Origin of the sequence: Corynebacterium tuberculostearicum (genome assembly GCF_046097255.1) — a bacterium.
GTDB classification, from domain to species: domain Bacteria; phylum Actinomycetota; class Actinomycetes; order Mycobacteriales; family Mycobacteriaceae; genus Corynebacterium; species Corynebacterium tuberculostearicum_J.
On record NZ_CP175770.1, the window covers coordinates 1,314,640 to 1,331,657 of the forward strand.

Below are 17,018 nucleotides of genomic sequence, written 5' to 3' on the forward strand. Positions count from 1 at the left end.
GGTAAGCTAGGCAATTATGTTCAACCCTTTCCGCCGCAATAAGTCCAGATCGTCGCTGCGACCACCCCGCGGACCGGGGGAGACCGTCCGCCCGGAAGACGCGCAGGATCTGCAACAGTGGGCCGCCGGAAAGGCTTTTATAGAAGCCTTTGTGGAGCCGGAAACGGTAGTCAATGAGATGTCCGTTGTTGTTGTGGATGAAAACGGCGAGTTCATTCGCCGTCGTATCGGCGGGCCAAAGGGCATCGATGCGGTGGCCAAACTATTGAGCTGCGATATTTATGATGTAGAAGAAACCGGCTATCCGCAGCGCATGCGCGATCGCATGGAAAGGCAGCGCATCTTGCGCAAAAGGGAAGAGCAAAGGCAACGCCGCGCCCGATTTGAGCGCGGCGAAAATCCCGATACAGGGCGAGAGCTAAGCTAGGTCAGCATCCTCGCGTACATAAATTTGAGACCCGTTGCGGCGGAATTCGGCGGATTTTTCCTGCATACCTTCCTCTGGTGCTGAGCCGTGGGCTGCCGCGCGGACCTGGTCGCCCAGCGTCGGCATGCCCAGCTCGGCCATTTGCCCGCCGAACATCTCGCGGATGTCTTGGCTAATGCGCATGGAGCAGAACTTCGGCCCACACATGGAACAAAAGTGTGCGGTCTTTGCTGGCTCAGCAGGCAACGTTTCATCGTGATAGGCCTGCGCGGTCTCTGGGTCGAGGGAGAGCGCAAATTGGTCATTCCAGCGAAATTCAAAGCGGGCCTTGCTCATGGCATCGTCCCAAGCGCGGGCGCCTGGATGTCCCTTGGCCACGTCCGCTGAATGTGCCGCAATCTTATAAGTAATGACGCCAGTTTTTACATCATCGCGGTTGGGCAGTCCCAAGTGCTCCTTCGGCGTGACATAGCACAACATGGCTGTACCACCCATTGCGATATGGGCGGCACCGATGGCGGAAGTGATGTGATCATAGCCAGGGGCGATATCGGTAACTAGAGGGCCGAGGGTATAGAAGGGGGCATCTGAAGCCCAGTCCTGTTCGAGTTCGTTGTTTTCTTGAATCATGTTGAGCGGCACGTGTCCGGGGCCTTCCACCATGACTTGGACGTCATACTCCCAGGCGCGGCGGGTAAGCTCGCCGATAGTCTTTAGCTCTGCAAATTGGGCGGCGTCGTTGGCATCGGCAAGGCTGCCGGGGCGCAGGCCGTCGCCAAGCGAAAATGCAACATCGTATTGAGCGAAAATCTCGCACAGCTCATCGAAGTGCTCGTACAGAAATGACTCTTTGTGGTGAGCAAGGCACCATCCCGCCATGATGGAGCCACCGCGGCTGACAATGCCGGTCACGCGATTGCTTGCTAGCGGTACATACGCCAAGAGCACACCGGCGTGAATGGTCATATAGTCCACACCCTGTTCGCATTGCTCGATGACGGTATCGCGGAAGATTTCCCAGGTCAGATCCTCTGCCACGCCATTGACCTTTTCCAATGCTTGGTAAATAGGCACGGTGCCAATGGGAACTGGGGAATTGCGCAGAATCCACTCGCGGGTGGTGTGGATATCGTCACCAGTGGAAAGATCCATTACGGTGTCCGCGCCCCACTGGGTAGCCCAGCGCAGTTTGGACACTTCTTCCTCGATGGAGGAGGTAACCGCGGAGTTACCAATATTGGCGTTGATTTTGGTGAGAAATTTTCGCCCAATGATCATGGGCTCAGACTCGGGGTGGTTGACATTATTAGGGATAATGGCGCGGCCGCGAGCTACCTCAGCGCGAACGAATTCCGGATCGCAGTGCTCACGCAGTGCTACGAATTCCATTTCGCGGGTGATGATTCCTTGGCGAGCGTAGTGCATTTGAGTTACGCGGCGCCCAGGCTGAGCCTTAAGCGGCGGGCGCTTAGAGCCTTTCCACTCTTGGGAAGACGCCCCGCGGCGCTGTGCGGCACGTCCATCGTCAGCCAGCTCGCGGCCGCGACCGGCGTACTCTTTGGTATCTCCGCGCTCGCTAATCCACTCGCTGCGCAGGGCCGGTAGCCCCACTTCAGGTGCGCATTCTGGCCCACGCGTGCGGTAGACGCGGAAGGGCTCATTGGGGCCTTGTGGGGAATCATCCAGTTGGATTTCGGTCTCTGGAACTTCTAGACCGTCGTGGTGAATGGGGGAATAGGAATGCTTAGGGTGGTTTTCTGGGGCAGCCGTCATGGCAAGCGCTCCTCTCTTCCTTCGTAGGTATTAACCAAACAGGTTCGAACGGTCTATGCGCAGCTTTAGCGCACTCTCAGCCCGTGCTCGGGCACCCGTGGGGACGCAGATCACCCTATAACAATCGTCTCGCGTAGCGCAGAGCTTTCGCCAATTTGGTGGAGACGCATTTGCCGAGGTGAGGTAGTAGGAGCCTTGGTGGCACAATTCAACAGGAAACTTTCAGGTACTTGACACCCGGATCCAATATCGGCATTCCATACTTAAATCATGCGTTTGAGAGAGCGCATGCGAGAGAGATAGAGAGAACCCCTCCCGTTTCCAGAGGGCGGCTACTTTAGCCGATACATGGAAACACCTTGTAGAGAGACGCCAGCGGCCCTCGGACCACATTCGGTTCGAGGGCCGTAGGCGTTTTCCTGTGTTTAGCAGATGATGGCGCCGGCGGCGGCCAACTCTTGCAACGCGGCCTCGCCGCGGGCTTCGTCCACTGGGGAGCAATATTCACGCAGTACGCGGACGGAAAAGCCCTCCCTAAGGGCGTCGGCAGCCGTGGCGCGCACGCAGTGATCGGTGGCAATGCCCACGATATCCACGGCGTCAATGTGGCGCTCGCGCAACCAGTCAGCGAGCAAGGTGCCGTTCGCAGCGCCCTCGAATCCGGAGTAGGCGGCGGTGTATTCGCCCTTGCGGAAGTAGGCTTGCGCCGGCCCGATGGCCTCATGCATGGCTGCGCCGTGGGACTCGGCTACGCAGTGCACCGGCCAAGAATCGACAAAATCCGGGTCCTTTGAAAAGTGAGAACCCGGATCGATATGCCAATCCTGCGTGGCTACGACGGTTTCGTAGTCCTGTTGCAGGGAGGCGATTTTTGCAGCAACCTCATTGCCCCGCTCAGTGCCTAAGGCGCCGCCGGGGCAGAAGTCATGTTGTACGTCAACGATGATTAAAGCAGGCTTCATGCCTCTAGGATTCTAAACGCACTAAGCCTGTTGTGGTGCTACTTTGATTCAGCAATCTCGCGCAGGGCGGCAATTACCGTGCGGGTGGGTACGCCGGTGCCCATCTTCGGGGTGTATCCATAAGCGCCCGTGGTGTTGAAGGAAGGGCCTGCCACGTCGATATGAGCCCATTCGATTCCCTCGCCCACGAAGTGCTGGAGGTAGGTGCCGGCGTATTCCATGCCGCCCTCACGCTTGGCGTTGATATTTCGGATATCGGCGCTGGCGGACTTCACGGATTCCTCGTGTTCCTCTAGCAAAGGCATGGCCCATGCCTTTTCGCCCACCTCGCGGCCAATCTCGGCCATGCGATCGCGGAATTCTTCCGAGCCCATCACGCCGGCGGTGCGCTCACCCAGGGCGACCATCTGGGCACCGGTCAAGGTCGCGGTTTCGATGAGGTAATCGGGCTTGTCCTCGCTGGCGCGCGCAATGGCGTCGGCAAGCACGAGGCGGCCCTCCGCATCAGTGTTGAGAACCTCGGAGGTAATGCCGCCGTAGTGGGTGATGACGTCACCCGGGCGGGTGGCATCGCTGCCCGGCATGTTTTCTGCCAGCGGCAGGGTAGCGGTGATGCCCACCTTCAGATTCAGCTTTGCCGCAGCGATGATGGCCGCGGCCATTGCAGCGGAACCGCCCATGTCAGAAATCATGTCCCACATCTTGGCGCCCGGCTTGAGGGAAATACCGCCGGTATCGAAAGTGATTCCCTTGCCTACTAGGGCGACGTGGCGCTTGGCCTTCTTCGGCTTCCAGCTCAAGCGGACCAAGCGCGGCGGACGTGCGGACCCACGGCCGACGGCCATGATGCCGCCAAAGCCCTGCTTTTCCAGTGCCTTTTCATCCAACACCTCCACCTCAAGGCCGGCTTCTGCCGCTTGGGCAGACAGGAACGCGGCGTAGGTTTCTGGGTAGAGCAGGTTGGAAGGGGTATTGACGAGGTCGCGGGCGATGAGGACGGACTCGGCGGTAATCTTGGCGCCGTCGAATTCCTCTTGTGCGGACTTCTCCGCCACCACGGTGTAGGTGGTGGTTTCCGCGGCCGATTCAGAGCGCAGGCCAGAGTACTTATAGCCGCCGAGGATGAGGCCTTCTACCACTGGGGTGATACCAAAATCGCCTAGCGAGGTGGCTACGGCCCCCACCTTGGTGATGGAACGCGCGGCCTGCCCGGCAGCGCGGCGCAGCGTCTCATCGTCTACCTCTTCAGCATCGCCCAAGCCAACGGCGATAATGGAGGCCACGCCGGCCTTAGCCGGAGCCGGCACGCGCGTGACCTCACCGGCCTTGCCAGAGGCCCCTACGGCCACTAGTGCTTCATAAGTGGAGCGCAGCGCTGCGCCCCCAAGTAGATCGGTGCCTGGCAGTTCGAGGCCGCCTTCGCCCTCGAATGCAGCGATCAGCAGTGCTTCTGCTTTCTTAGGAACCTTCTTTCCCAGCTTTACCTGGGGAAAGTGGCCGCGTGCGGGTAGATCGGTCTGTGCCATTGTGTCCTCCTTTATGGAAAGGCTTATCAATCTTCCCTCCACTGTACCGCGCGGCGATGAACTTATTCCTGCCTCGCTATAGATAAAGGGGTAGATTGTGGGCATGCTTGATTACACGATTACTCGTACCGATAACCCCACGTCCGCGGAAGAATTGAGAGAGATCCTCGCCAACCCCGGCTTTGGCAAGCACTTTACGGACCACATGGTCACCATTGACTGGACCGAAGAAAAGGGCTGGCACGATGCTCAGGTGCGCCCGTACGGACCGATGACCATGGAACCTGCCAGCAACGTATTCCATTATGGGCAGGCAATCTTTGAAGGCATCAAGGCCTACCGTCAGCCGGATGGTTCTATCGCTACCTTCCGGCCGGACCACAATGCGCAGCGCTTTATCAATTCTGCTGAGCGCCTGGCTATGCCCGAGCTTCCGCAGGAAGATTTCATTGAGTCCCTGCGCCAATTGGTGGAGGTGGATCAGGACTGGGTACCAGAAGCCGGCGGGGAAGCAGCGCTGTACCTGCGCCCGTTTATGATTTCCACCGAGGTCTCCTTGGGCGTTCACCCCGCCAATTCCTACCGCTACGTGCTCATTGCCTCCCCAGCGGGCTCCTACTTCAGCGGCGGCATCAAGCCGGTATCCGTGTGGCTGTCCACTGACTACGTGCGCGCAGCACCCGGTGGCACCGGCGCGGCCAAGTTTGCGGGCAACTACGCAGGCTCGCTCTTGGCGCAGGCCCAGGCGGATGAAAAGGGCTGTGACCAAGTGGTCTGGTTGGACGCCATTGAGCGCCGTTACATCGAGGAGATGGGCGGAATGAACCTGATGTTTGTGTATGGCTCTGGTGATAGCGCGGAGATTGTTACACCAGAACTATCGGGCTCCTTGCTGCCCGGCATTACCCGCGAATCCCTATTGCAGGTAGCCCAGGATTTGGGCTACGAGGTCACCGAGCGCCGCATTACTACCGAAGAGTGGCAGCGCGATGCCGAATCCGGCGCGATGTCAGAGGCCTTTGCTTGTGGCACTGCCGCGGTTATTACGCCGGTGGGCCACGTGATGGGAGACTCTGCCGACTTCCAGGTCAATGGCAACGAAGCGGGTGAGATCACCATGGCCCTGCGCGAGCGCCTCACCGGAATCCAGCGCGGCGCAGTGGAGGATACCCACGGTTGGCTCCATACCCTAGTGAAGTAGTCCCCTGCTTAGGCCTCCGCGGCGATCTCCACTCCGGTGAGCAGCATCGGCAGCGCCGCGAGCGCGCCGAGCGCAGGTTGTGGCTCCATTCCCAGTTCCATCAGGGGGTGGAGCCCTAGCTTTTCCAGCGCCAACTTATGCGCAGGGGCAGTGGACAGCGTGGTGGCGAAGAGCCAGTCTTTCACGCCAGGGTTATCGCGCTCAGCAAGGAGCGCGGCGGTGGCGGTCAAGGGGGCGTCGACAAGCAGGGGCGTGCGGCGCTCCGCGGCCCGGGCAATGAACCCCACCGTGGCTGCTAGCACGGTGGACTGGCACGATTCAACCAGCTCCATGCCCTCGAGGTTGCGCGCGCGGAACATGGCGTCCCGGATAGCGGTGACCTCGCGCTTCCAGTCTTCCACGCTGCGCTGCTTGCCGACGATCACTACCGGCTCCGTTTGCGTCATCGTTGCCATTACGACGGCCGGTACTCGGGCGAGCTCTTCGCCGCCGGGAATGAGTAGGTCAGCCCCGGCATCAATTTCCGCATCCGCTGTTGCGGCTCCAAGGCTGTAGGCCTGGGAATAATCCGTCACGGTGACTACATTCAGCCCGGCCTCAGCGCGACGCGCGGCGGTCTCAGCGGCCGAAAGCGAGGTCTCTTGATCCGCGAAAATTACGGCGCGCACGCGCCGCGGCTCATGGGCAGGCGCCGCGCCTTGGCAAGCAGCCAGCCATTGAGCGGCGTCGGTCATGCGCCCCCAAGGGGCGAGCTGTGCGTCCTGTGCGGTATGTGCCTGCTTATCGGGCTGCGGAATGGCCATGAGTAGCCCTCCCTAAACGTCAGCGCCGAGCTCCACGCGAGGGCGCGGGATGCGCCACTTGCGCGGCTGGCTGGCGCGAGAATACGCATAAAAACCAAGGCTAAAGCCGGCTTCGGTGGTGCCAGGGAACTTGGCGCGCACGGCATTATTGCAGCGGCGGGCCAAAATGACGCCCTCGATGGCGAAGATAACGAGGATAACCATCGCTACCGCATTGATGATCGTCGCAATGCTGGGTACCGCGTAGGTCAAGAACATGACCACGATGAGCACCAAGGCCATCGGCATGACCCAGTTGCTCAGGCTGCGGCGGGCATCCACCCAATCGCGTACATAGGCGCGCACTTCACCCTGGTCGCGGGCGGGCAGGAAGCGCGGATCGCCTTCTGCCATGCGGGCCTGCTGCTCGCGGTTGGCCTGCTGGCGCTCTTGGCGCTCCTTCTTCTTATATTCCTTCCACTCGTCCTTGCTCATGGACTTCTTCATGTCCTTGCGGTGCTGGTAGCGCTGCGCATCGGACATGCCATGGGGATCGCGCTTTACACCGCGCGCAATCTCTTGCTCTGCGCGCTTTGGCGTAGGACGACCCTTCGGTGGGGTATAGCCCTTGCGCTGGGGCTCTTCCTGAACTTCTGCCTGAGCTTTGTCCTGTACAGGAGCAGACTCAGTGGAGGTCTTGTCATCTTTTTGCCACGGGAGTTTCACGCTCCTCACACTACAAGGTTTAGGTGTGAATAGGGGAATAGGCCCGGCGCAGATGGTGTTGAAGGTATGGGCTACCTTTTCCCACCTGACCTAACCGGGTAGGGTAGTGGCAACGAATCCAATACTTATTGAGGAGAAGTGATGACCGCTCCAGCTTCCGCAACCGGCGTCATTCTGACCGAAGCAGCAGCCGCAAAGGCAAAGGCGCTGCTTGATCAGGAGGGCCGCGACGATCTCTCCCTGCGCATTGCCGTCCAGCCTGGTGGCTGCGCTGGCCTGCGCTACCAGCTCTACTTTGATGACCGCACCTTGGATGGTGACAAGGTTGACCAGGTAGGCGGCGTAAACCTCGTTGTGGACAAGATGTCCGTTCCCTACCTGACCGGTGCCAAGATTGACTTCGCTGACACCATTGAGTCCCAGGGTTTCACCATTGATAACCCGAATGCCACCGGCTCTTGCGCTTGTGGCGATTCCTTCAACTAAAGAGAAGGAAATACAAAGAGGGTGGGTGCCAGTGGCACCCACCCTCTCTTTTTGTGTGGAAGGCTCTTAGAGCTTGACTGGGTAGTCGCGCTGCTCGATCTGCGGATCGATGCGCTTTTCCACAAAGATGCCGTGCCAGATCATAAAGGACAGGACGGTCCACAAGCGGCGGGAGTGATCGGAAACGCCATCTCGGTGCTCCTTGAGCATCTCGAGAACTTCCTTCTTATTAAAGATGTCCTCGGTCTGGGACTCATTGATGGTGTCCTGGGCCCAGCCGTATAGCTCATCGCCGGCCAGCCAGTGGCGCATCGGCACTGGGAAGCCCAGCTTCTTGCGATGCAGAACATGCGCCGGGACGATTTGCTCCATGGCCTTGCGCAGGGCGTACTTGGTGGTGCCGTGCGAAATCTTCAGGTCATAAGGGATGGACTCTGCAACCTTGAAGACTTCCTTGTCCAAGAATGGCACGCGCAGCTCCAGCGAGTTGGCCATATTGATCTTATCGGCCTTGACCAGGATGTCACCGCGCATCCAAGTGAATAGGTCCAAATGCTGCATGCGTGCGACCGGATCAAAGTCTTCGGACTGGGCGTAGATGGGGGCGGTAACCTCGCGGTGGTCCCATTCGCGCTTTGCCCACGGGATAACGCGCTGCATCTGCTCAAAGTTGAAGGAACGAGCGTTGCCGTAGTAGCGCTCTTCCATCGTCATCGAGCCGCGATTAAGCAGGGACTTGCCCTTCATGCCCTCGGGTAGAACCTGGGAGAGCTTGCCCAGACCGTGGCGCAGTGGGGAAGGGATCTTCTCAAACGGGGCGAGGGACAGTGGTTCCTTGTAGATGGTGTAGCCGCCAAAGAGCTCGTCCGCGCCCTCGCCGGAAAGAACTACCTTGACGTGTTTGCGGGCTTCCTGCGCCACAAAGTACAGCGGGACCAGCGATGGGTCAGCCACCGGATTGTCCAAATACCACATGATCTTTGGAATGGACTCGGCATATTCTTCGGGAGAGACAATCTTGACGATGTGCTCCACACCAATAGCTTCCGCGGACTCTGCCGCGACATCGACCTCAGAATAGCCCTCACGCTCGAAGCCGGTGGTAAAGGTCAGTAGATCCGGGTTGTGGCGCTTGGCCAGGGTGGCAATAGCGGTGGAGTCAATACCGCCAGATAGGAAGGAACCCACGGTGACGTCGGCGCGCATGTGCTTAGCGACGGAATCTTCCAGCGCTTCTGCAATGCGGTTAAATAGCTGCTGCTCTTCGCCTTGCTTTACCTGTTGCACAGGGAAGCGAGGCTTGAAGTAGCGCTCGGCGACAACGTCTTCGCCTGGACGAAGGGTAACCGTGCAGCCGGATTCAACGCGGCGAATATTCGCGTGGAGGGATTCTGGCTCCGGGACGTATTGCAGGTCCACGTAGTGCTCAATGGCGCGACGGTCAAGGTTGAGAGCTAGACCGAGCTCATCCGCCATCTCCAAGATGCACTTCATCTCCGAAGCGAAAACGGTACCCGCCTCGGTAGTGGCGTAATACAGCGGCTTGATGCCAAATTGGTCGCGAGCGGCAAACATCGTCTTGGTGTGGGTGTCCCAGATGACAATGCCGAACATGCCGCGCAGGTGGTTGACTACGTCCTTGCCCCAGTGGTGGTAGCCCACCACGATGGGCTCGCCATCGCCCTCGGTGTGGAAGGTGTAGCCGAGGCCCTTGAGCTCTTCGCGCAGCTCCACGTAGTTGTAGATTTCGCCGTTAAAGGTCATGGCGTAGCGGTCGGGCTCGTCCTCCGGGCCCCAGCGGAGGGGCTGATGGGAGTGCTCCAAGTCAATAATGGACAGGCGGTTGAAGCCGAACGCGGCATCGCCGTCATGCCACGTGCCGGCCGCATCTGGGCCGCGGTGGCGCATGCAGGGCAGGGAACGTTCCAGCGCGTCAACGTACTTATCTACGTTGCCTGTGGCGGCGAGCATACCAAGAAGTCCGCACATGAAAAGATTGCTCCTTATATATAAGCGTCTATTGCTAGTCACCCACTTTACGGCCAGAGAGCGTGAAACCAGAACACGCCACGGCTTAAGGAAACCTGCCGACTGCCTTGGAATTAGCTTCCCCGATAGGGGTGCGAACTTTCGGATGATGGTTCCGTCCGATTCCTGTGAATTGGCGCACATGGATTCTGTGGCTGCTGGGGGTGCGGTTGGAACATTGTGCAGGTGGGGCGGTAACCTACCAGAAAGAGAATATGAAATGAGTGCACTAGGTGCCCTTTTACGCCTTTAAACAGGCTGGGAATCTGGCAATTATCCTCTATTCTGATTGGGTAAGAGTGCTCTGTGAGTATTCGAGAAGTTTTGTGTGGACAGAAAGGCAGAACACACGTGGGACAGCGTAATAAGCGCACCTTTGCCCGCAAGGCGGGCGTAGCTGGCGCACTTGCCCTGGGTGGACTCGCTCTGGCAGGTTGTGACGTTCAGGCGCCAACTGCTGTAGAGAACCTCCTGGGATTCGGTTGGCCGAAGGGTATTACCCCTGAGGCAGAGGCCATGTACAACTTCTGGATTTGGGTCTGGGTTGCGGCATGGATCGTTGGTTTTATTATGTGGGGCCTGTTCCTCACCGCAATCTTCCGCTGGAGCGCGAAGAAGGCAAAGAAGGATGGCAAGGGCGAGTTCCCGCGCCAGATCCAGTACAACGTTCCGCTGGAGATGGTCCTGACCATCGTCCCGATCCTCATCATCATGGGCCTGTTCTTCTTTACCGTTCAGACTCAGCAGAAGGTCACCGCCTTGGATAAGGATCCGAAGGTTGTCGTTGACGTTACTGCGTTCCAGTGGAACTGGAAGTTCGGTTACGCCGAGAATCACGTCAATGGTGAGAACTACGACGGTGCCGACAAGGAGCGTCAGGCTGAGGCAGAGAAGACCGCTCACGACCCTGAGGGTGTAGATAACCCGAACCCAATCCACGGCAAGTCCATGGGCGACCTTTCCTACTTGAACTACAACAAGATTGAGACCGTCGGTACCACCGAAGAGGTTCCGGTTCTGGTTCTTCCTTCCGATACTGCGATTGAGTTCCGACTCGCTTCCGGCGACGTGTCCCACGCATTCTGGGTACCGGAGTTCTTGTTCAAGCGCGACGTCTACGCACACCCAGAGGCAAACGCTCAGGAGCGAAGCTTCCAGGTGGAAAAGATTGAGAAGCAGGGCGCATTCGTTGGCCGTTGTGCTGAGATGTGCGGTACCTACCACTCGATGATGAACTTTGAAATCCGCGTTGTCTCTCCGGAGGACTTCAACACCTACCTGAAGTTCCGTGAGGACAACCCAGAGGCCACCAACGCGGAAGCCCTGGAAGAAATCGGCCAGGACCCATATGCGGTAACCACCCACCCGTTCTCCGGCGAGCGTGACACCGCTAAGGGCGACAACTACGTAAACACCGCGGCATAAGAGATAAGGACACAACACAATGCGTGCAACATCGAAAGTCTTTTACTCAATCGCGACGTACCTTCTTGTCTCGCTGATTGTCTACATCTTCGGCGTCACCTTCGTTAAGGACGATGGCTACCTCTACGGTGCCGAGTGGGTTGGCATCGTGGGCATGTTCCTTGCCTTCCTGCTGTGCATGATGCTGGGTGCTTACCTTCACTTCACCGATGACCGCAGTGACGTCCTGCCAGAGGATTGGGAAGAGGCAGAAACTGAAGATGCCGCTGGCATCCTTGGTTTCTTCTCCCCAGGCTCCATCTGGCCGCTGGCTATGACTGGCGCCATTGGCCTTCTTGGCTTGGGAATCATCTTCCTCTACTTCTGGCTGATTGCCCTCGGCGCTGTCTGCCTCATCGCGGCCTGCACCGGCCTGTCCCTCCAGTACGGCCTGCCGAAGGAAAAGCACTAATTCCTCGATGTAAAGGAATCCCTGCCTAAAACTTCTCCGCCCTCCTAGCCACTATGGCTAGGAGGGCTTTGGCGATCCAGCGTCGTTCGCGGCGCAAGAAAGTTCCCGAGAGTTTCAAAAAGTTTTACCGGTGGGGGAGGCGTGGCTGATCTTGCTGCATGTTCGCGATAGCGTTTCTTCTGCATTCTGGCACGTAAAAGCCGATTTTTGCGGGGGTCGTTCGAAAGTTGTAAAGCAGGGCGTTTGGGGGGCTCGTGGAGTGTGATTTATCTCTCCAGGCAGCGGGGTTCGGGTACACGGACGGGTGCATCGATAAGTGGGGGCGTCGGGTGGCCGGGGTGCTTCGGAATTTCAGGGTAGGGCCCGACGTGTGGTGTCACCTGCATCAATGGGGCGTCGGAAAGCGGGGCGAAAAGTTCCCGTTTGGAAAAATAAAGTTTTTGACTCTGACTTGCTGGCCTTTTGCTGGACGAAGCATCAAAAAAGAATAGAGAAAGCGGGGGGAATCGAGGTGACTTTAGCGCCCAGAACAGCCATAATAGCCACTGTGACGAGCGTAGTTTCTAACCAAGGTATGACAGCACCACGTGCTGCCTCGCTGAACCGACCCAATATGGTCAGCGTGGGCACCATCGTGTTCCTGTCTCAGGAATTGATGTTCTTTGCCGGACTGTTCGCGATGTGGTTTACCTCGCGAGCTAACGGTCAGGAAGGCGATTGGGCGGAGCACACCGCTCATATCAACCTGCCCATGGGTTTCCTCATTACGGCAGTGCTGATTTCTTCTTCTGTGACCTCGCAGTTCGGCGTGTTTGCCGCAGAAAGGGGTGACGTTTACAAGCTTCGACTCTGGTACACCGTGACGCTGGTACTGGGCGTTGTGTTCCTGGGCATCATGGCGTTTGAGTGGACCGAGTTGATTCACGCAGGTGTGACTGTGCAGTCCAGCGTCTTTGGTTCGGTGTTCTACATCATCACCGGCTTCCACGCTGCACACGTGACCGCGGGTCTGATTTCTTTTGCAATCATCCTCGCGCGCGTTGCTAAGTCCAAGTTCACGCCGGCACAGGCGACCGCAGCAATGGCAGTGTCCTACTACTGGCACTTCGTTGACGTTGTGTGGATCGGCGTCTTCACCGTTATTTACTTGGTCCAGTAGCACTGGCCAAGATCCCCAAACAGTCCTCCCGTGTTCGAGTTATCTAAAGGAAAATGATGGATAACAATTCGCAGTCCGTGGCAGTGGAGCAGACCACTGCGGCGGCTAAGAAGACCCGCCGTCGCCGCAAGGCGAAGCGTACCCTTGCCGGTGGCTTCGCTTTGGCGATTGGCCTGTCCGGTGCGGGCGTCTTGGCTTCTGCCTTGACCCCGGACGCACAGGTCGCCACGGCGGAAAAAGATGACCAAGCCCTCGTCCAAGAGGGTAAGGACATCTATGACACCGCTTGTATCACCTGCCACGGTGCCAATCTGCAGGGCATCGAAGGTCGCGGTCCGTCCCTCGTTGGTATCGGTGCTGGCTCCGTGTACTTCCAGGTGCACTCCGGCCGTATGCCGATGATGTCTAACGACGCCCAGGCAGAGCGTAAGGCTCCTCGCTACACCGAGCAGCAGACTCTGGCCTTGGCTGCATATGTTGCAGCCAACGGCGGCGGCGCAGACATTGTCTACAACGACGACGGAAGCGTTGCTCAGGAATCGCTGCGTGGTGCTAACTACAATGGCGAAATCCAGGCAGAAGACGTAGCGAAGGGCTCCGAGCTCTTCCGCATGAACTGCGCTTCCTGCCACAACTTCACCGGCCAGGGCGGCGCCCTGTCCTCCGGTAAGTTCGCTCCGGAGCTGGCTCCGGCAAGCGAGCAGGAAATCTACCAGGCAATGCTGACTGGTCCGCAGAACATGCCTAAGTTCTCCGACCGCCAGCTCACCGCAGATGAGAAGAAGGACATCATTGCCTACCTCAAGTCTGCAAAGGAAACTCCTTCCCCAGCAGGTTGGGACCTCGGCGGTCTTGGCCCAGTAGCGGAAGGCCTGGCAATGTGGATTATCGGCATTAGCGCCCTGTGCGCTGCCGCTATGTGGATTGGATCGCGCTCATGAGCAATGTGAAGAAGAATTACACTAACGCTGAGCTCGACAAGATGAGCAACGATGAACTCGCTGCTCTTGGTACCGAGCTCGACGACGTCACCGTTGCGTTCCGCAAGGAGCGCTTCCCAGTCGAAGGTGACCCGGCTGAAAAGCGCGCTGGACGTAACGTTGCTATCTGGTTGTTCCTGTCCGTCATCGGAGGCCTCGGATTCCTCGGCGTTTACCTGTTCTGGCCGTGGCAGTACAAGCAGCTAGGGGAGGAGGGCCACATTTGGCACACCCTCTACACCCCTCTGCTGGGTATTACTGCAGCCCTCGCAATTTGCGGCTTGGGCATCGCCATCGTTCAGTACGTTAAGAAGATTCTCCCTGAGGAGATTTCCGTTCAGCGTCGTCACGACGGTCCTTCCGAAGAAGTTGACCGCCGTACCCTGACCGCTCTTCTGAACGATTCTTGGAAGACCTCCACTCTGGGTCGCCGCAAGACCGTTCAGGGTCTGTTGGGCGGCGCCGGCGTTCTGTTCGGTCTTACCGTGATTGCTCCGCTGGGCGGCGCAATTAGGAACCCTTGGAAGGTTCGCCACAATATGAACTATGCCGGTGACGGCACTCTGTGGACTTCCGGTTGGACCATGCACAATGAAGGCGTCAAGCTCTACCTGGCGCGCGACACCGGTACTATCGCCGAGAAGCACTCTGGCGAAACCGGTGAGCACTACAGCACCAAGGGTGTTACCCGCTTGGTTCGTGTGCGCCCGGAGGATCTGGCGGCAGGCGGCATGGAGACCGTCTTCCCGCTGGCAGAAGAAGACGTTAACGATGGCGACAAGTACGATGCCGAGTGCGATGTCTACGAGCACCACATGCACTCGATTCACGGCAACCGCAATGCGGTCATGCTGATTCGCCTGCGTCATAATGACGCTCAGAAGGCAATCGAGCGCGAAGGTCAGGAAGACTTCCACCACGGCGATTACTACGCCTACTCCAAGATCTGTACCCACATCGGTTGCCCGACCTCTCTGTATGAGGCGCAGACCAACCGAATCCTGTGCCCGTGCCACCAGTCGCAGTTCGACGCTTTGCACTACGGCAAGCCGGTCTTCGGCCCGGCTGCCCGTGCACTGCCACAGCTGCCTATCACGGTGGATGACGAGGGCTACCTCGTTGCACAGGGCAACTTCATTGAGCCTGTCGGCCCGGCATTCTGGGAGCGTAAGTCATAATGAGCAATAAACTCGCCCAAATGGGCAACAACATGGATGAGCGCTATAGCGCCGCCGGCGTGCTGAGGACTCAGCTGAACAAGGTCTTTCCGACCCACTGGTCCTTCATGCTCGGTGAGATGGCGCTATACAGCTTCATCATTCTTGTACTGACCGGTATCTACCTGGCGCTGTTCTTCGACCCTTCCATCACCAAGGTCATTTACGACGGCACCTATGCACCGCTTAACGGTGTAGAAATGTCCCGCGCATATGCCACCGCGCTGGATATTTCCTTCGAAGTTCGTGGTGGCCTGTTCGTGCGCCAGATGCACCACTGGGCAGCTTTGCTGTTCATGATGTCCATGGTTGCGCACATGCTGCGCATCTTCTTCACCGGCGCATTCCGTCGTCCGCGTGAGGCAAACTGGATCATCGGTTGCGCACTTATTCTGCTGGGCATGATCGAGGGCTTCCTTGGTTACTCCCTGCCGGACGACCTGCTTTCCGGTGTTGGTCTGCGAATCATGTCGGCCATCATCCTGGGCCTGCCGATTATCGGCACCTGGCTGCACTGGGCAATCTTCAGCGGTGACTTCCCGTCTGACCTGATGCTGGATCGTTTCTACATCCTGCACGTTCTGGTTATTCCGGGCATCATCCTTGGCCTGATTGCAGCCCACCTGATTATGGTTTGGTTCCAGAAGCACACCCAGTTCCCTGGACCGGGTCGTGCAGAGAACAACGTGGTTGGCGTCCGCATTATGCCGGTCTTCGCCACCAAGGCTATTGGTATGGGCATGATGGTTGCTGGCGTACTGGCGCTGATGTCTGGTCTGCTGACCATCAACGCCATCTGGACGCTTGGACCTTATAACCCATCCCAGGTTTCCGCTGGTTCTCAGCCGGATATTTACATGCTGTGGACTGACGGTGTTGCCCGTGTCATGCCGGCATGGGAGCTCTACCTCGGTAACTACACCATTCCTTCCGCGTTCTGGGTAGCTCTGCTGTGTGGCCTCATGGTCGTCCTGCTTATGTCTTACCCGTTCTTGGAGAAGAAGTTCACCGGTGACGATGCACACCACAACCTACTGCAGCGTCCGCGCGATGTTCCTACCCGCTCCGCTATTGGTGCGGCTGCCATCGTGTTCTTCCTGCTGGTTACCCTGTCCGGTGGTAACGACCACGTGGCACACTTCTTCCAGATTTCGCTGAACGCAATGACCTGGGTTGGTCGTATCGGCCTCATCGTGCTGCCACCGATTGCGTACTTCATGACCTACCGCATTTGCGTTGGTCTGCAGCGCTCTGACCGTGAGGTGTTGGAGCACGGTATTGAAACCGGCGTTATCAAGCAGATGCCGAATGGTGCCTTCATTGAGGTTCACCAGCCACTCGGCCCGGTTGACGCCGATGGTCACCCGGTTCCGCTCGAGTACGCAGGCGCTCAGGTGCCGAAGCAGCTCAACCAGCTTGGCTTTGCGGACTCCGAGACTCAGGGCACCTTCAGCCCTGATGATCCGGCCCTCATGCACCGAGTACACGAAATCCACTCGGATAACCACGACGAGGAAGCGGAGATGTTCCGCCGCCTCAACGAGGCTAACCGCCGTGAGGACGAGGAAAACGGCCGCATCTAACCGCTTTTCCTGAGGACTTCTCGAAACACGCTCACAGACCCGCCCTTGCTCCTATTAAAGGAGCAAGGGCGGGTCTTGCGTATGTAAAGATCAATTCCGAACCCAGTCCTTATTCTTCTAGCTGCAACAAGAGATTTTGAAGGGGGAGCTGTTGCGCTTCTGTGAGTCTTTATGAATCTTGAAGCATTTGAAGGGCTGCTGCTGAAGCTTGTTGTGTAGTCGGTTTAGTACGTGTTCTGGTGCGCGAATTGTCGGTGGTTAGTGGTTCTCTCATGCTTTGTAGCTTTAGGAG

At 58.1% G+C, this 17,018-nt stretch carries 15 protein-coding genes and 1 riboswitch; of the genes, 9 read left to right on the plus strand and 6 right to left on the minus strand.

The window, feature by feature from the left end:
• Positions 1-16 precede the first annotated feature (16 nt).
• A complete protein-coding gene (locus ACKFRY_RS06295; RefSeq protein ID WP_239228200.1) occupies positions 17-427 on the plus strand; it encodes an oxidoreductase in 411 nt (136 codons plus the stop codon).
• Here the strand turns inward: ACKFRY_RS06295 and thiC are convergent.
• From thiC to ACKFRY_RS06310, 3 genes are all read right to left on the minus strand, one after another.
• The gene (gene thiC, locus ACKFRY_RS06300; protein ID WP_250408630.1) at positions 419-2,200 is read right to left on the minus strand and encodes a phosphomethylpyrimidine synthase ThiC; all 1,782 of its coding nucleotides are present in this window, start codon (positions 2,198-2,200) and stop codon (positions 419-421) included. The genes ACKFRY_RS06295 and thiC overlap by 9 nt on opposite strands.
• Positions 2,199-2,309: riboswitch (TPP riboswitch) on the minus strand. It overlaps the preceding gene by 2 nt.
• Before the next feature lie 316 nt (positions 2,310-2,625).
• Entirely contained in the window at positions 2,626-3,162 is a 537-nt protein-coding gene (locus ACKFRY_RS06305; protein WP_005324446.1) for an isochorismatase family protein, read from the minus strand.
• A 38-nt stretch (positions 3,163-3,200) separates the two neighbouring features.
• Positions 3,201-4,688 (minus strand): leucyl aminopeptidase, encoded by a 1,488-nt coding sequence (locus tag ACKFRY_RS06310; protein WP_316980835.1) that lies wholly within the window; start codon positions 4,686-4,688, stop codon positions 3,201-3,203.
• 103 nt (positions 4,689-4,791) lie between these two features.
• Here ACKFRY_RS06310 and ACKFRY_RS06315 point away from each other — a divergent pair, with 103 nt between their 5' ends.
• A complete protein-coding gene (locus ACKFRY_RS06315; RefSeq protein ID WP_408922501.1) occupies positions 4,792-5,889 on the plus strand; it encodes a branched-chain amino acid aminotransferase in 1,098 nt (365 codons plus the stop codon).
• An 8-nt stretch (positions 5,890-5,897) separates the two neighbouring features.
• Here the strand turns inward: ACKFRY_RS06315 and ACKFRY_RS06320 are convergent, their stop codons facing one another.
• Together ACKFRY_RS06320 and ACKFRY_RS06325 are read right to left on the minus strand one after the other, a co-directional pair.
• The gene (locus ACKFRY_RS06320; protein WP_408922502.1) at positions 5,898-6,692 is read right to left on the minus strand and encodes a nicotinate-nucleotide--dimethylbenzimidazole phosphoribosyltransferase; all 795 of its coding nucleotides are present in this window, start codon (positions 6,690-6,692) and stop codon (positions 5,898-5,900) included.
• Positions 6,693-6,704: 12 nt separating this feature from the next.
• Complete coding sequence (locus ACKFRY_RS06325) at positions 6,705-7,397, minus strand: DUF3043 domain-containing protein (RefSeq protein ID WP_302258181.1); 693 nt, start codon at positions 7,395-7,397, stop codon at positions 6,705-6,707.
• A gap of 141 nt (positions 7,398-7,538) precedes the next feature.
• Here ACKFRY_RS06325 and ACKFRY_RS06330 point away from each other — a divergent pair, with 141 nt between their 5' ends.
• Positions 7,539-7,883 carry an iron-sulfur cluster assembly accessory protein gene (locus tag ACKFRY_RS06330; RefSeq protein WP_005324455.1) on the plus strand — a complete coding sequence of 115 codons (345 nt, stop codon included), beginning with the start codon at positions 7,539-7,541 and terminating at the stop codon, positions 7,881-7,883.
• A 66-nt stretch (positions 7,884-7,949) separates the two neighbouring features.
• Here the strand turns inward: ACKFRY_RS06330 and asnB are convergent, their stop codons facing one another.
• Positions 7,950-9,872 carry an asparagine synthase (glutamine-hydrolyzing) gene (gene asnB / locus ACKFRY_RS06335; RefSeq protein WP_408922503.1) on the minus strand — a complete coding sequence of 641 codons (1,923 nt, stop codon included), beginning with the start codon at positions 9,870-9,872 and terminating at the stop codon, positions 7,950-7,952.
• Positions 9,873-10,262: 390 nt separating this feature from the next.
• On the opposite strand from asnB, the gene ACKFRY_RS06340 reads away from it, so the two are divergent.
• From ACKFRY_RS06340 to ACKFRY_RS06365, 6 genes are all read left to right on the plus strand, one after another.
• Entirely contained in the window at positions 10,263-11,336 is a 1,074-nt protein-coding gene (locus ACKFRY_RS06340) for a cytochrome c oxidase subunit II (RefSeq protein ID WP_005324460.1), read from the plus strand.
• A gap of 19 nt (positions 11,337-11,355) precedes the next feature.
• A complete protein-coding gene (locus ACKFRY_RS06345; RefSeq protein WP_005328946.1) occupies positions 11,356-11,787 on the plus strand; it encodes a cytochrome c oxidase subunit 4 in 432 nt (143 codons plus the stop codon).
• 574 nt (positions 11,788-12,361) lie between these two features.
• Complete coding sequence (locus tag ACKFRY_RS06350; RefSeq protein WP_179386734.1) at positions 12,362-12,946, plus strand: heme-copper oxidase subunit III; 585 nt, start codon at positions 12,362-12,364, stop codon at positions 12,944-12,946.
• 53 nt (positions 12,947-12,999) lie between these two features.
• Complete coding sequence (locus ACKFRY_RS06355) at positions 13,000-13,887, plus strand: c-type cytochrome (RefSeq protein WP_005324465.1); 888 nt, start codon at positions 13,000-13,002, stop codon at positions 13,885-13,887.
• Positions 13,884-15,104, plus strand: a complete 1,221-nt coding sequence (locus ACKFRY_RS06360; protein WP_408922504.1) for a ubiquinol-cytochrome c reductase iron-sulfur subunit — start codon at positions 13,884-13,886, stop codon at positions 15,102-15,104. The genes ACKFRY_RS06355 and ACKFRY_RS06360 overlap by 4 nt, the downstream gene beginning before the upstream one ends.
• Positions 15,104-16,726: a cytochrome bc complex cytochrome b subunit gene (locus ACKFRY_RS06365; protein ID WP_179386733.1), complete on the plus strand. Its 1,623-nt coding sequence runs from the start codon at positions 15,104-15,106 to the stop codon at positions 16,724-16,726. The genes ACKFRY_RS06360 and ACKFRY_RS06365 overlap by 1 nt, the downstream gene beginning before the upstream one ends.
• The last annotated feature ends 292 nt before the right edge of the window (positions 16,727-17,018 follow it).

Bases quoted from the DNA above. Each gene is read 5' to 3' on its own strand.
- ACKFRY_RS06345 (WP_005328946.1), top strand. From the start codon at position 11,356: ATGCGTGCAACATCGAAAGTCTTTTACTCAATCGCGACGTACCTTCTT.
- ACKFRY_RS06305 (WP_005324446.1), bottom strand. From the start codon at position 3,162: ATGAAGCCTGCTTTAATCATCGTTGACGTACAACATGACTTCTGCCCC.
- ACKFRY_RS06330 (WP_005324455.1), top strand. From the start codon at position 7,539: ATGACCGCTCCAGCTTCCGCAACCGGCGTCATTCTGACCGAAGCAGCA.
- ACKFRY_RS06310 (WP_316980835.1), bottom strand. From the start codon at position 4,688: ATGGCACAGACCGATCTACCCGCACGCGGCCACTTTCCCCAGGTAAAG.
- ACKFRY_RS06355 (WP_005324465.1), top strand. From the start codon at position 13,000: ATGATGGATAACAATTCGCAGTCCGTGGCAGTGGAGCAGACCACTGCG.
- ACKFRY_RS06315 (WP_408922501.1), top strand. From the start codon at position 4,792: ATGCTTGATTACACGATTACTCGTACCGATAACCCCACGTCCGCGGAA.
- ACKFRY_RS06295 (WP_239228200.1), top strand. From the start codon at position 17: ATGTTCAACCCTTTCCGCCGCAATAAGTCCAGATCGTCGCTGCGACCA.
- ACKFRY_RS06350 (WP_179386734.1), top strand. From the start codon at position 12,362: ATGACAGCACCACGTGCTGCCTCGCTGAACCGACCCAATATGGTCAGC.
- ACKFRY_RS06365 (WP_179386733.1), top strand. From the start codon at position 15,104: ATGAGCAATAAACTCGCCCAAATGGGCAACAACATGGATGAGCGCTAT.
- thiC (WP_250408630.1), bottom strand. From the start codon at position 2,200: ATGACGGCTGCCCCAGAAAACCACCCTAAGCATTCCTATTCCCCCATT.
- ACKFRY_RS06360 (WP_408922504.1), top strand. From the start codon at position 13,884: ATGAGCAATGTGAAGAAGAATTACACTAACGCTGAGCTCGACAAGATG.
- ACKFRY_RS06320 (WP_408922502.1), bottom strand. From the start codon at position 6,692: ATGGCCATTCCGCAGCCCGATAAGCAGGCACATACCGCACAGGACGCA.
- asnB (WP_408922503.1), bottom strand. From the start codon at position 9,872: ATGTGCGGACTTCTTGGTATGCTCGCCGCCACAGGCAACGTAGATAAG.